Here is a 14,280-nt window from a genome sequence, read left to right on the forward strand (position 1 = left end):
AATAAAGGTGGTACCGCGATGTCTCTCGTCCTTTTTGGATGAGGGACATTTTTTTATTTTGAAGGAGGGAAAATAATGTCAAACACGGAAAAGAATTTACCGACTAAATATGATCATATGTCCGTTGAAGAAGGCCGTTATCAATGGTGGCTTGAAGGCAAATATTTCGAAGCAACAGGAGATGAAAAGAAACAACCGTATACAATTGTAATCCCGCCTCCAAACGTAACTGGTAAGCTGCACTTAGGTCATGCTTGGGATACGACGCTTCAAGATATTTTAACTCGTACAAAGCGTATGCAAGGTTACGATGTATTATGGCTTCCAGGAATGGATCATGCTGGTATTGCAACACAAGCGAAAGTAGAAGGAAAACTTCGTGAAGAAGGTATTTCACGTTACGATCTTGGCCGTGAGAAATTCCTTGAAAAAGCGTGGGAATGGAAAGAAGAATACGCTTCTCACATTCGTCAGCAATGGGGGAAAGTCGGTTTAGGACTAGATTATTCTCGTGAGCGTTTCACATTAGATGAAGGTTTATCTGATGCTGTTAATAAAGTATTCGTTCAATTATACGAAAAAGGTTTAATTTACCGCGGTGAGTATATCATCAACTGGGACCCAGCAACACGCACAGCTCTTTCTGATATTGAAGTAATTCATAAAGAGGTTCAAGGTGCATTCTATCATATGAACTATCCGTTAACAGACGGTTCTGGTCACATTCGTCTTGCAACAACTCGTCCAGAAACGATGCTTGGTGATACAGCGGTAGCAGTTCATCCAGAAGATGATCGTTACAAACATTTAATCGGAAAAACAGTTACACTTCCAATCGTTGGCCGTGAGATTCCGATTATTGCTGATGAGTACGTAGAAAAAGATTTCGGAACAGGCGTTGTGAAAATTACACCAGCTCATGACCCGAATGACTTTGAAGTAGGTAACCGTCATGACTTACCACGCATCTTAGTAATGAACGAAGATGGAACGATGAACGAAAAAGCTGGTAAGTATAATGGTATGGATCGTTTCGAATGCCGTAAAGAGTTAGTAAAAGATTTACAAGAAGCTGGCGTATTAGTAGAAATCGAGCCTCATATGCACTCAGTAGGTCATAGTGAGCGCAGCGGTGCAGTTGTTGAGCCTTACTTATCAACACAGTGGTTCGTAAAAATGGCACCACTTGCAGAAAAAGCGATTGAACTTCAACAAAAAGAAGAAGAAAAAGTAACGTTCGTACCAGAGCGTTTTGAAAACACATACTTACGCTGGATGGAAAACATTCACGACTGGTGTATTTCTCGTCAATTATGGTGGGGTCACCGCATTCCAGCTTGGTATCATAAAGAGACTGGTGAAGTATACGTAGGTACAGAAGCACCAGCAGATATTGAAAACTGGAACCAAGATAACGACGTACTTGATACATGGTTTAGCTCAGCATTATGGCCGTTCTCAACACTTGGTTGGCCGAATGAAGATGCAGAAGACTTCAAACGTTACTATTCAACAGATGCTTTAGTAACTGGTTATGATATCATCTTCTTCTGGGTATCTCGTATGATTTTCCAAGGTTTAGAGTTTACAGGAGAGCGTCCATTTAAAGATGTATTAATTCACGGTTTAGTTCGTGATGAGCAAGGACGTAAAATGAGTAAATCTCTTGGTAACGGTATTGATCCAATGGATGTTATTGATAAGTACGGTGCAGATGCAATGCGCTTCTTCTTATCAACAGGAAGTGCACCAGGCCAAGATTTACGCTTCAGCATGGAGAAAGTAGAATCTACTTGGAACTTCATTAATAAAATTTGGAATGCATCACGCTTCGTATTAATGAACATGGATGACATGAAATACGAAGATATCGATTTAACTGGTGAAAAATCAGTTGCAGATAAGTGGATTTTAACTCGCTTAAATGAAACAATCGAAAGTGTAACACGTAATATGGATAAATATGAGTTTGGTGAAGCTGGCCGTTCATTATACAACTTCATTTGGGATGATTTCTGTGACTGGTACATTGAGATGGCGAAACTTCCGTTATACGGTGAAGATGAAGCAGCGAAGAAAACAACTCGTTCTGTTTTAGCATATGTACTTGATCAAACGATGCGCCTATTGCATCCATTCATGCCATTCGTAACAGAAACGATTTGGCAGCACTTACCTCATGAAGGCGAATCTATTACAGTAGCGGCATGGCCGACAGTTCGTGAAGATTTACAAGACAAAGAAGCAGCAGCAGAAATGCACCTTCTAGTTGATATCATTCGCTCTGTTCGTAACATTCGTGCTGAAGTAAATACGCCAATGAGCAAAAAAGTTCAATTGCAAATTAAAGCAAAAGACGAAGCAGTACTAGCGCAGCTTACGAAAAATAGCTCTTACATCGAACGTTTCTGTAATCCAAGTGAATTAACAATTCAAACGGATTTACAAGCACCGGAAAAAGCGATGACTGCAATTGTATCAGGTGCAGAGTTATTCTTACCATTAGCTGACCTGATTAACCTTGAAGAAGAAAAAACACGTCTTGAAAAAGAACTTGAGAAGTTTGACAAAGAAGTAGAGCGTGTACAGAAGAAACTTTCAAATCAAGGATTCGTAGCAAAAGCTCCAGCTGCAGTTATTGAGGGAGAACGCGCGAAGGAACAAGATTATCTAGAAAAACGTGAAGCAGTTCGCCAACGTCTAGCTGACCTTCAAAAATAAAGTTATTCGAAAGAGACTCACTATATTGGTGAGTCTCTTTTATTTGCGTATAATAGAGCTGAGATACTCTGTTGTCTTGGTTCATTTTTTGCTGATTTGAAAGGGGAATAGCATACATGATACATACATATGAGGAAGCAATCGACTGGATTCATAGTCGTTTAAAATTTGGGATTAAACCAGGGTTAGAACGCATGCGATGGATGCTAGAGGAACTTGGAAATCCAGAGCGACATATAAAATGTGTTCATCTTGCGGGAACAAATGGAAAAGGTTCTACTCTCACATATATGCGCTATATGTTACAGGAGGCAGAGTATAAAGTAGGAACCTTTACCTCACCGTATATTGAAACGTTTAATGAACGGATTAGTACAAACGGAATGCCAATTACAGATCAAGAAATTACAGATCTCGTAAATATAGTCAAACCTGTTGTGGAAAAGTTAGATAAAACAGATTTAGGTGAAACGACAGAATTTGAAATCATTACTGTTATGGCACTTTATTACTTTGGAAAGACAAATCCGTGTGATATCGTTTTATTCGAGACAGGTCTTGGAGGGCGTTTTGATTCAACAAATGTCATTCACCCTGTACTCAGTATCATTACAAATATCGGTCATGATCATATGCATATTTTAGGAGATACGCTAGAAGATATTGCATTTGAAAAGGCAGGAATTATTAAATCAGGTGTTCCTGTTATAACAGGTGTGCAGCAAGGTGGAGCGTTAGAAGTAATCCGTACGATTACGAATGAAAAACGTTCTAACATATATGAACTTGGGAATCAATTTAAAGTGGAACATCTTTCTGCAGATAAGCAAGGTGAACAATTTACATTCTTGTCTCCATTCCATACATATGAAGACCTTTCCATTTCCATGAAAGGCCAGCATCAAGTGCAAAATGCTGCACTTGCGCTTATGGCGATTACGTACTTAAAAGTGTATCAGGCGTTCTTAATTGATGAGGAGCATATTCGAAAAGGATTAACTGAGGCATACTGGATTGGACGTTTTGAACAACTATCTACTCACCCACATGTCATTATTGATGGCGCTCACAATCCAGAAGGAGTACATAGCCTTGTAGAAACTGTTCGTGCCCACTATAGTGAAAAGCGAATTATTGTTTTATTTACAGCGCTTGGGGATAAACAATTGGATGAAATGGTTGGACAGCTAGAAACAATTGCAGATGAAATGATCTTTACGACGTTTACGTTTGATCGTGCAATTTCCGCTGAGGCGCTTGCTGCTTATTCAAAACGAGAATCGAAACATATTTTTGAGAATTGGCAGGAAGCGATTGATACAACAATGGCTTCTCTGCAAGAAGAGGATGTTTTCATATTAACAGGTTCTCTTTATTTCATATCAGAAGCTCGTAAATACGTTATGCAAAAAAACTAGACAGAAATAAACTGTCTAGTTTTTTAGTTCTACAAATAAAGACGTAAGCATACATATAAGATAACAATATAGGATAATTTGACGAATCTCTATGACAAATATCTCGTTCTTTTTTGAAACGAGTATGATACGATGCTGGCAATGATAAGAAGTAAGGAGTGGGGGTATGGACAAGCAATCGCGAACAATTTCAATTAAAGTGAATGGAACGGAAGCCAATTATGTAGAAAAGAAAGAGCATGAGCAAAAGAAAGAAGAGTTTGAGTGGGTGCTGCCAGAGAATACAGTGACAAATAATGTTGTTCCGTTTCAAAAAAATGTATTATCTTCCATGAAAAAAGGGGAAAAGGGATGGAGTAATACTTTCATTTTGACAGTATCTACAGCGATTGTAATTGGGACAGGATTTGGAATGGGAATGCTGCATCTGTTAACAGGTCAAGAAACAGTTCGTGAAACTACAGCCCCAGTAGCAAATGTTACAGAGAAAAATGAGACGAAACAATCAACAAATGAGAAAAAAGAAGAAAATAAAGCAGCATCAGCAGCTTTATCACCGCTTACTATATATTTTGTGCAGGGCGGGGTATTTTCTACGAAAGAAAAGGGACAGGCATCGTTAAAGGAGTTACAAGAAAAAGGAATTCCTGGAGCAGTTATGCAGTCAGGAGATAAATATTTACTCGTTCTTGGAATGGCACATGATGAGCAATCTGTTATGCAGATGATGGAGCAATATAAACAAAAAGATATATCAGTGATGAAAAAGAAATGGGAGATTGCGGATCAAGCACTTCTAAAACAGGACCAAGACTACGGATCGTTTTTTGAAAAGCTACAATCATTGTATGAAAAATTGCTGCAACAAGCAGCTGCGATGCAGTCTGGGAATAAAATAAATAAAACAAATATAGAACAAATTGAAAATGAGTGGAAGGCAATAAAAAAAGAGGAAACGGCATTGAAGCGGGACGATATAAAAAAATTGTTTACGTATGCATCAGTGGCTGTGCAGACAATACAAGAGGGAAAACAAGATGTGACAACAATGACAAAATTGCAGCAAGTTTTAGTAGATAGCTTTCTTTCTTATGAAAAAATAGTTTCGCAAAAAACAAAAACGTATAATAATTAGATAAGGTTTAACTCATTATCCTGCTATTTGCGGGCAGTAAGACCCTCACCTCAAGATTCAGAGAGAAGCGAAGAAGATAGGTGGGGGATGAATAAAACCCCCACTGATGGAAGTTTCACTTTATCAGAAGATGGTTTTATTTTTTCTTATCATCTGTTTAAGCTGAAGAAAGGGAAGGAGAGTTTAGGCTTCTTTCCTTTCTTTTATATTTTTTTAAAGAAAAACGATATTTTCAAAATTTGAGGAGAATATATACATTTAGTATGGTTATGTTGTATCTTCCTGCTAATTTGGAAAACGAAAGGAGAACGTATGAAAAAACTTATTTTAGCGTCCGGTTCACCAAGGCGCAAAGAATTACTTGAGCTAGTGGATATGCCATTTGACGTTGTAGTTAGCGATGTAGAAGAAATAATTGGAGCATATTCATCACCGCATGATATCGTGATGTCGCTTGCATTGCAAAAAGCATCTGCTGTAGCAAAGAATTACGAAGACTGTGTTGTACTTGGTGCTGATACAATTGTTACGTACGAGTCGCGTATTTTGGGAAAACCAGTAGATGAGAATGAAGCGAAAGAAATGCTGCAGCTTTTATCAGGGAAAACACATGAAGTCTATACAGGAGTCGCTCTTATTTCAAAAGAAAAAACAGTGACATTTTATGAGCGTGCAGAAGTAACGTTTTGGGAATTAACAGAAGAAGAAATTAAGGCATATGTACGAACGAAAGAGCCGCTTGATAAAGCTGGTAGCTATGGTATACAAGGAAAAGGCGCTATTTTTGTTCATCATATACAAGGTGATTATTATGCGATTGTCGGCCTGCCAATTGCACGTGTTGTGCGTGAATTAAAACAATTTAATATGTAAAGGAGGCTGAGGTATGAGCTGCATTCGTGACGTTGTGAAAGAAGATCAACCACGGGAACGTTTATTGCTAGAAGGAGCAAGCAGCTTATCAAACACAGAACTTCTCGCTATATTACTTCGAACGGGTTCAAAAGAGGAGTCGGTTTTAACATTAGCGAATCGAATTTTGCATCATTTTGATGGATTACGAATGTTAAAAGATGCAACAATCGAAGAAATGACAAGCATTCACGGCGTTGGGATGGCAAAAGCATCCCAACTTATTACTGCTTTTGAACTTGGACGAAGAATGGTACGATTAGAGTATCAGAATAGATATAGCATTCGTAATCCAGAAGATTGCGCACGCTACATGATGGAGGAGATGCGTTTTTTACAACAAGAACATTTTGTGTGTCTATATTTAAATACGAAAAATCAAGTGATGCATCGACAAACGGTATTTATTGGAAGTTTGAATGCATCAATTGTGCATCCGCGCGAGGTTTTCAAGGAAGCTTTCCGCCGCGCTGCTGCCTCTATTATATGCCTTCATAATCACCCTTCAGGCGACCCCGCACCAAGCCGAGAAGATATTGAAGTAACGAAGCGACTTGTAGAATGCGGGAAAATTATCGGGATTGAAATTCTCGATCATATTATTATTGGTGACCATAAATTTGTTAGTTTAAAAGATAAAGGTCATATTTAAGACTGTTTTTTTTCTTTATTTTGTTTTATAATGTGAGTTATGGGTTTTTTGTAGGCTTTCGTCTACACTATAACAAAGAACATGTGAAAACGTTATGTTTTATATAAATATAATAGTATTTAAAAGAACAAATAAAGTACTTTTGTTAAATTAGAAAGGAAGATACATGATATGTTTGGAATTGGTGGTTTTACTCGTGACCTTGGAATAGACTTAGGAACAGCGAATACGCTTGTATACGTAAAAGGGAAAGGTGTCGTTGTACGCGAGCCATCTGTTGTGGCTTTGCAAACAGATACAAAACAAATTGTTGCAGTTGGTAACGATGCAAAACAAATGATTGGTCGTACACCTGGAAATGTTGTAGCACTTCGTCCGATGAAAGACGGTGTTATCGCTGATTATGAAACAACAGCAACAATGATGAAATATTATATTCAACAAGCACAAAAATCAAACGGCTTCTTCTCTCGCAAGCCTTATGTAATGGTATGTGTGCCATCTGGTATTACAGCTGTTGAAAAACGTGCAGTAATTGATGCGACTCGTCAAGCAGGCGCACGTGATGCATATCCAATTGAAGAGCCATTTGCAGCAGCAATTGGTGCGAACTTACCTGTTTGGGAACCAACAGGAAGTATGGTTGTTGATATTGGTGGTGGTACAACAGAAGTTGCAATTATCTCACTAGGTGGTATTGTAACAAGCCAATCTGTTCGTGTTGCTGGTGATGAAATGGATGATGCAATTATTCAATATGTTAAGAAAAGCTACAACGTAATGATTGGGGAACGAACAGCAGAAGCATTAAAATTAGAAATCGGCTCTGCTGGTGAAGTAGAAGATGTTGAACCAATGGACATTCGCGGTCGTGACTTAGTGACAGGATTACCAAAAACGATAACAATTCGCCCAGAAGAAATTGCATCAGCTTTAAAAGATACAGTAGATGCGATTCTTGAGTCTGTGAAAAATACATTAGAAAAAACTCCGCCAGAATTAGCGGCAGATATTATGGACCGCGGAATTGTTTTAACAGGTGGTGGTGCTTTGCTTCGTAACATAGATAAAGTAATTAGCGAAGAAACAAATATGCCAGTTCTTGTTGCAGAAAATCCATTAGATTGCGTAGCAATTGGAACAGGTAAAGCGTTAGACAATATCCATCTTTTCAAAACTGCTCGATAAAATCCATTATTTCAGCATAAAAATTAGTAAATTTAAGAGGGTGTGAACGTGCCACAGTTTTTCTTAAACAAAAGATTAATTGTTTTGTTAGTTAGTATTATTCTTCTGGTGGCATTGATCGGAATCTCATTGAAAGAACGGAAAAATTTAACATGGCCAGAGCAGTTTGTAAAGGATACCGTAGGAGTTGTAGAACGTGTATTTCAAAAGCCAGCGAACTATGTTGCCGGATTCTTTGAGAACGTAGAAGATGTAAAGCGCACGTATGAAGAAAATAAAGAATTAAAAGCAAACTTGGACAAGTATGCAGAGTTGTCCGTAAAGGTGAAAGACTTAGAGAAAGAAAATGCAGAGCTTCGTGACATTGTTGGAAAAAAAGATTCGCTTCGTGATTATAATCCAATTCAAGCAACTGTCATTTCTCGCAATCCAGATAAATGGTATGACCTAATTGCAATTGATAAAGGGGCACAACAAGGTATTCAAAAAGATGCGGCTGTTATTACATCAAAAGGTTTAGTCGGAAAAGTAAAAAGCGTTTCACAATTCACTTCAACAGTTGAGTTAGTAAGCTCATTAAATAGAACAAATCGTATTTCAGCTGTTGTACAAGGAGATAAACGTGTTTTCGGGTTAATTGAAGGATACGATAAAGAGAAGCAACAGCTTATCTTTACAAAAATCCCATCTGGTGTACCAGTAGAGAAGGATCAAATGGTTGTAACTTCTGGCTACGGCGGGGTGTTCCCGGAAGGACTGGTTATTGGACAAATCGTCGATGTGACATCAGATGAGTACGGATTAACACAAACAGCTTATGTAAAACCTGCGGCGGATTTAAATGATGTAGATAATGTTATGGTCGCACAACGAGTTATGCCGTCAGTGGATCTAGGGAAATAGGAGGGGGAAGAGATGGAGATTATAAAAAAAGCAATTCTTCCTCTTCTACTTCTTTTCGTATTTGTACTTGAGAATATGTTTTCCACCATTGTGCCAACAAGTCTTTTTTGGAAGAATACAATTGCAGCTCCGCATTTTTTTCTGATCGTTTTATGCTTTGTTACAATTTACTTTAATTCTGTACAAGGTATTTACTATGGACTATTATTTGGATTTTTGTTTGATATGGTGCATACAGAGCTAGTTGGTGTGTATATATTTGCTTATCCGATTTTAGCTTATCTTGTATATCATGCAATGCGAATTTTACAACTTAATCTTTTTATTGTGTTCTGTATTGTATTAGCGAGCATCGCCGCGCTGGAATATTATGTGTATGGATTTTTGACGCTAATTGGTCGTGTTCATATGCCAGCGCATATCTTTTTCACAGATCGTCTTCTTCCAACGTTGTTATTAAACGGAATTTTTTTACTACTGTTTTGTTTCCCACTGAGACGATATATTTTACGTCTTTCAGAAGCCATGGAAGAAAAAGAAAAAAGGATTTTCTGATTTTATGTCGAATTGAATCGGTGGGGTGAGCATTGGTGACAGAAAAAAAGCAACAATATGTGACTATAAAAGGAACGAAAGATGGTTTAGCATTACATCTTGATGATTCCTGTTCATTTCGCGAATTGCTGCAAGAACTTGACGAAAAGCTTTCAACCCATTATTACGAGGGGGATGGACGCTCGTTAATTGAAGTACAGGTCAAAGTTGGGAATCGTTATGTGACAGAAGGACAGCAGGAAGAATTGCGTACATTAATTCGCAATAAAAAGAATTTAGTTGTAGATTCTATTGAGAGTGATGTTGTAACGAAAGAACAAGCATTGGCATGGAAAGAAGAAACAGAGATTGTTTCTGTTTCAAAGATTGTTCGTTCAGGTCAAATATTGCATGTAAAAGGCGATTTATTATTAATTGGAGATGTAAATCCAGGCGGGACGGTTATCGCTGGAGGAAATATTTTTATTATTGGAGCATTACGAGGTATTGCACATGCTGGATATTACGGGGATGCAGAAGCTGTTATTACAGCTTCTGTTATGAATCCAATGCAACTTCGGATTAGCGACGTAACAACGCGCGCTCCTGAAGAGAAAGAAGACGGGGCGGAAGGGGCAGAATGTGCCTACATTAATGAGAACAATTACATTGTTGTCGATCGCATTCAACTTCTCACTCATCTTAGACCTAATTTAACAAGGTTAGAAAGGGGAATTGTATAGCTGTGGGAGAGGCAATAGTTATTACATCTGGAAAAGGCGGAGTAGGAAAAACTACAACGTCTGCAAACATTGGAACAGCCTTAGCGTTATCTGGGAAAAAAATATGTTTAATTGATACAGATATCGGTCTGCGAAATTTAGACGTAGTAATGGGGCTGGAAAACCGCATTATATATGATCTTGTTGATGTTGTTGAAGGGCGTTGTCGTTTACCCCAAGCTCTTATTAGAGATAAGCGCTTTGATGAACTCTATTTATTACCTGCAGCGCAAACGAGCGACAAATCAGCGGTAACACCTGAACAAATGGAAGAATTAATACAGCAATTACGTCAAGACTATGATTACATATTAATTGACTGCCCAGCTGGCATTGAACAAGGTTTTAAAAATGCTGTGGCAGGTGCCGATAAAGCGATTGTTGTTACAACACCAGAAGTATCTTCAATGCGTGATGCCGATCGGATTATCGGACTATTGGAAAAAGAAGATATCGAGCCACCGAAGTTAATTATTAACCGTGTGCGTAGTCATATGCTACATGAACAGGATATGTTGGATGTAGATGAAATTGTGCGTACTCTTTCAATCGAGTTGCTCGGTGTTGTAGAAGATGATGATGCAGTTATTCGAGCAACGAATACAGGAGAGCCTGTAGCATTGCAACCAAATGGAAAAGCATCAATTGCTTATCGAAATATTGCAAGACGTTTGCTTGGGGAAAATGTACCATTACAGTCATTTGAAAATGAAAAAGAATCGGTCTTCACGAAAATGAAAAAATTCTTCGGAATACGTTAAGAGCACTTCGCATATATGCGGAGTGCTTTCTTTTTTTCCCGCTATTCAAGGGCAGTAAGACTCCCGCCTCAAGATTTAGAGAGAAGCGAGGAAGATAGGTGAGAGATAAAAAAACGCTCATGGAAGTTCCACTTTATGAAAGCTTCATTTCATTCTCATGAATATCTTCCCCGGACAACTCATACATATGTACAAATTGATTGAAAGAGGAAGGGGACAGGATGAGAAATAAACGAGTAGAAGAAATAAAAAAACGTATTGCTAAGAGGAAAGCACAGCAGGAAAGAAGAGAAGAAGATGAGTTATTTTCATATGAAGAGCAAGAGTATACACCGCTTCTTATTGAAGACGGAGAAGAAACACACCCGCTTTTTCGAAAAGAGATATTTCTCTTTAAGCTATTACTATCTGCAATTCTTGTTCTTGTTGTAGCAATCTTATTTAAAAATACAACGAGTTCTCTTGAAGGAACGCGTACAACTGTCAAACAAGCGATGGAAAAAGAGTTTCAATTTGCATCTGTTTCTAAGTGGTATGAATCGCAATTTGGAAAGCCGTTATCTTTTTTACCTTCTAGTGAAAAGAAAACGGTTCAGAAAGAAAAGGATTATGCTGTTCCCACCTCAGGGAAAGTGATGCAAAACTTTCATGCAAACGGACAAGGTGTATTTGTACAAACAGCAGCAAATGCAATTGTGGAATCAGTGAATGAAGGAATTGTTGTTTTTGTTGGTCAAAAAGAGGAATTTGGGAATACGGTTCAAGTTCAACATGCAGATGGTACAGAATCATGGTATGGAAATTTAGGAGAAACATCAGTTAAGTTATATGATTATGTAGCGAAAAAACAAAAAATCGGAACAGTTGCGAACGGAACAACTGGAAAAAACGGAAAATTTTATTTTGCTTTTAAAAAGAATGAAAAATTTATTGATCCAATTCAGGTGATTTCATTTGAGTAAATACAGTGAGGTTTTATCAAAAATTACCATTCATCCATTGTTTTGGGGGATTATGGCGATTGCGATTTTTACAGCTCGTTTTAAAGAATTATTAATTTTATTTTTCATTGTCTTTATTCATGAGTTAGGTCATGCGATAGCGGCGGCCCATTTTAAATGGCGTATTAAACAAATTCAGTTATTGCCATTTGGCGGGGTGGCTGAGCTTGATGAGCATGGAAATAAGCCGTTAAAAGAAGAATTGATTGTCATTATAGCGGGGCCTATTCAACATGTGTGGATGTTAGCTGCTGCTTATTTGTCGTACACAGTAGGTTGGATGGGAGAAGACTTCTATCATTTTTTTATGTGGAATAACATAATTATTTTGTGCTTTAACTTACTGCCGATTTGGCCTCTTGATGGAGGGAAGATCGCGCTGAATATATTGTCATATCGCTTTCCATTTGTACAGGCGCATAACATCATGATGAAAATATCAATTGCTTGTTTTAGTGCTGTATTTTTGCTGCAGCTTTTCTGGAATAGTAAGAATGTAATGATGTGGACATTACTTCTATTTTTAGCATTCTCTTTATTTCAAGAATGGAAACAACGCCGTTATGCATTTATGAGATTCTTATTAGAGCGCTACTACGGGAAAAAACGAGAAATTGCAAAAGTTACAGCTATTACAGTTGAAAAAGAAACGAGTCTATATCATATTTTCACACAGTTTCGGAGAGGATATAAACACTCAATTATCATACAAGGAGATCATAAAAATCAATATACACTAGATGAAAATGAATTGCTTTACGCATATTTTACAGAAAAAAGAACAACATCATCTGTAGAAGAGTTAATTGGTTAGTGTTGACGATAACACTAACCTTTTATTATGGTATAAAAAAAGGATAAAGAGAGGAATATACTTTGAAGAAGCTATACATAAACTACATCGGTTCGGAAAAACGAGTTGCTGTTGAAGAAGAGAAAGAGATTGTAGAACTTTTATGGCAACGAAATGAACAAGAGCAAATTGTTGGAAATATATATATTGGGCGTGTTATGCGAACGATAGCTGGTATGAATGCTGCCTTTGTTAATATTGGTTTGGAGAAGCAGGCTTATTTGTCGTATGAAAACGTGCCATCATCTACGCGGTTACATGAAGGACAAGCGCTTCTCGTGCAGGTTGTGAAAGAAGCAATTGATACGAAAGGGCCAAAAATAACAGCGAATATAGAATTTACCGGGAAATATGTCGTGTATATGCCCTATGACACAGTTTTTGCCGTTTCCCGGAAAATAAAAGATGCGAAGAAACGAGAACAACTTCTTGCGCTTGAAGAAAAAGGAGGATTTATTTTCCGTTCTGCATGTGAGAAAGTGCAAATAGAAGAAGTACAAGCGGAGATGCGCCATCTTCAATCTCAATTTGAACTTGTGAAAAAGCAAGAACAAAAAGGAAAAGCACCGCTTCTTGTTTATTCTCCTTCTAGTTTTTTAGATCGTATCCTTCAAGAGATACCAGTAGAGACTGTTTCAGAAGTGATTGTAGATCAGCGCAGTATGATACAAGAATTCGAAGAGAAAATAGGTGCGGAGAAAGTTACCTTTTTTAATGAGAAGACACCCTTATTTTCCCGCTATGGAATTGATCGTGAAATTGAAAAAGCACTGCAAAAGGTTGTGTGGCTTCCAAATGGAGCCTATTTACTCATTGAACAAATGGAAACGATGACTGTAATCGATGTGAATACGGGAAAATTCACCGGGAAACAGAATTTACAAGATACAGTACTGCGTACAAATGAAATGGCAGCGAAAGAAATTGCACGGCAACTGCGACTTCGCGATATTGGCGGGATGATTTTAATAGATTTTATTAATATGAAGCGCCGCGAAGAAAAAGAAAAAATAAGAGAAATCGTAAAGTCTCACTTAGAAAAAGACCATACTTATACGAGAGTATTAGGATTTACAGAGCTTGGTATTTTAGAAATGACACGAAAACGAAAAAAACAATCGCTTCGTGATGTGCTATTAGCAGATTGTACGATTTGTCAAAGTAGCGGTTATGTTTTATCACATGAAACAGTAGCATACGAGCTAGAGAGAGAACTGATCGCTTATAATGGAACAGATGACGAAGCCGTTCTTATCGCTGCTCATCCTAATGTGCAGCAAATCTTTTTTCAGAAAGAATTGCACCGTAATATATCGTTTCAAATTTATTTTATTGATGATGCAGCCGTGCGTTACACGATTCAGCGTTTTGGAACAAAGGAAGAGATATGTGCACGGAAAAAATAGTTAGTAGAACATTC

At 37.8% G+C, this 14,280-nt stretch carries 13 protein-coding genes and 1 other annotated feature (1 of these 14 running past the window's edge); all 13 genes read left to right on the forward strand.

Features of this window, described 5'->3' with window-relative positions; genetic code table 11:
* Positions 1 to 36, forward strand: a binding site (T-box leader); it begins 195 nt to the left of the window's first position.
* Positions 37 to 75: 39 nt separating this feature from the next.
* Complete coding sequence (locus ACTDJC_RS01610) at positions 76 to 2,721, forward strand: valine--tRNA ligase (RefSeq protein WP_440602516.1); 2,646 nt, start codon at positions 76 to 78, stop codon at positions 2,719 to 2,721.
* A 116-nt stretch (positions 2,722 to 2,837) separates the two neighbouring features.
* The gene (locus ACTDJC_RS01615; protein ID WP_440602517.1) at positions 2,838 to 4,139 is read left to right on the forward strand and encodes a bifunctional folylpolyglutamate synthase/dihydrofolate synthase; all 1,302 of its coding nucleotides are present in this window, start codon (positions 2,838 to 2,840) and stop codon (positions 4,137 to 4,139) included.
* A 166-nt stretch (positions 4,140 to 4,305) separates the two neighbouring features.
* On the forward strand, positions 4,306 to 5,274 hold the full coding sequence (locus tag ACTDJC_RS01620) for a stage II sporulation protein B (RefSeq protein ID WP_440602518.1): 969 nt from the start codon (positions 4,306 to 4,308) through the stop codon (positions 5,272 to 5,274).
* Between the two features lie 312 nt (positions 5,275 to 5,586).
* Positions 5,587 to 6,147 carry a Maf family protein gene (locus tag ACTDJC_RS01625; protein ID WP_098305085.1) on the forward strand — a complete coding sequence of 187 codons (561 nt, stop codon included), beginning with the start codon at positions 5,587 to 5,589 and terminating at the stop codon, positions 6,145 to 6,147.
* Between the two features lie 13 nt (positions 6,148 to 6,160).
* The gene (gene radC, locus ACTDJC_RS01630; RefSeq protein WP_440602519.1) at positions 6,161 to 6,838 is read left to right on the forward strand and encodes a RadC family protein; all 678 of its coding nucleotides are present in this window, start codon (positions 6,161 to 6,163) and stop codon (positions 6,836 to 6,838) included.
* Positions 6,839 to 7,009: 171 nt separating this feature from the next.
* Positions 7,010 to 8,026, forward strand: coding sequence for a rod shape-determining protein (locus ACTDJC_RS01635; protein ID WP_098305081.1), 1,017 nt, complete (start codon positions 7,010 to 7,012; stop codon positions 8,024 to 8,026).
* 48 nt (positions 8,027 to 8,074) lie between these two features.
* A complete protein-coding gene (gene mreC / locus ACTDJC_RS01640) occupies positions 8,075 to 8,929 on the forward strand; it encodes a rod shape-determining protein MreC (protein WP_098305079.1) in 855 nt (284 codons plus the stop codon).
* A gap of 12 nt (positions 8,930 to 8,941) precedes the next feature.
* Entirely contained in the window at positions 8,942 to 9,484 is a 543-nt protein-coding gene (mreD, locus tag ACTDJC_RS01645; protein ID WP_230573847.1) for a rod shape-determining protein MreD, read from the forward strand.
* 35 nt (positions 9,485 to 9,519) lie between these two features.
* Positions 9,520 to 10,206 (forward strand): septum site-determining protein MinC, encoded by a 687-nt coding sequence (minC, locus tag ACTDJC_RS01650; RefSeq protein ID WP_098305075.1) that lies wholly within the window; start codon positions 9,520 to 9,522, stop codon positions 10,204 to 10,206.
* Between the two features lie 2 nt (positions 10,207 to 10,208).
* Entirely contained in the window at positions 10,209 to 11,006 is a 798-nt protein-coding gene (gene minD / locus ACTDJC_RS01655; RefSeq protein WP_440602520.1) for a septum site-determining protein MinD, read from the forward strand.
* Between the two features lie 221 nt (positions 11,007 to 11,227).
* Entirely contained in the window at positions 11,228 to 11,968 is a 741-nt protein-coding gene (locus ACTDJC_RS01660; RefSeq protein WP_429716067.1) for a peptidoglycan DD-metalloendopeptidase family protein, read from the forward strand.
* Positions 11,961 to 12,821, forward strand: coding sequence for a M50 family metallopeptidase (locus ACTDJC_RS01665; RefSeq protein WP_429706339.1), 861 nt, complete (start codon positions 11,961 to 11,963; stop codon positions 12,819 to 12,821). Before ACTDJC_RS01660 ends, ACTDJC_RS01665 begins: the two co-directional genes overlap by 8 nt.
* Before the next feature lie 62 nt (positions 12,822 to 12,883).
* Positions 12,884 to 14,266 (forward strand): Rne/Rng family ribonuclease, encoded by a 1,383-nt coding sequence (locus tag ACTDJC_RS01670; RefSeq protein ID WP_440602521.1) that lies wholly within the window; start codon positions 12,884 to 12,886, stop codon positions 14,264 to 14,266.
* The last annotated feature ends 14 nt before the right edge of the window (positions 14,267 to 14,280 follow it).

Origin of the sequence: Bacillus sp. GB_SG_008, assembly GCF_052038115.1 — a bacterium.
GTDB classification, from domain to species: domain Bacteria; phylum Bacillota; class Bacilli; order Bacillales; family Bacillaceae_G; genus Bacillus_A; species Bacillus_A rhizoplanae.

What these genes read in the sequence shown, in the direction of transcription:
- ACTDJC_RS01625 (WP_098305085.1), top strand. Translation starts at nt 5,587, where the DNA reads ATGAAAAAACTTATTTTAGCGTCCGGTTCACCAAGGCGCAAAGAATTA.
- ACTDJC_RS01660 (WP_429716067.1), top strand. Translation starts at nt 11,228, where the DNA reads ATGAGAAATAAACGAGTAGAAGAAATAAAAAAACGTATTGCTAAGAGG.
- ACTDJC_RS01620 (WP_440602518.1), top strand. Translation starts at nt 4,306, where the DNA reads ATGGACAAGCAATCGCGAACAATTTCAATTAAAGTGAATGGAACGGAA.
- ACTDJC_RS01635 (WP_098305081.1), top strand. Translation starts at nt 7,010, where the DNA reads ATGTTTGGAATTGGTGGTTTTACTCGTGACCTTGGAATAGACTTAGGA.
- radC (WP_440602519.1), top strand. Translation starts at nt 6,161, where the DNA reads ATGAGCTGCATTCGTGACGTTGTGAAAGAAGATCAACCACGGGAACGT.
- ACTDJC_RS01610 (WP_440602516.1), top strand. Translation starts at nt 76, where the DNA reads ATGTCAAACACGGAAAAGAATTTACCGACTAAATATGATCATATGTCC.
- ACTDJC_RS01615 (WP_440602517.1), top strand. Translation starts at nt 2,838, where the DNA reads ATGATACATACATATGAGGAAGCAATCGACTGGATTCATAGTCGTTTA.
- mreD (WP_230573847.1), top strand. Translation starts at nt 8,942, where the DNA reads ATGGAGATTATAAAAAAAGCAATTCTTCCTCTTCTACTTCTTTTCGTA.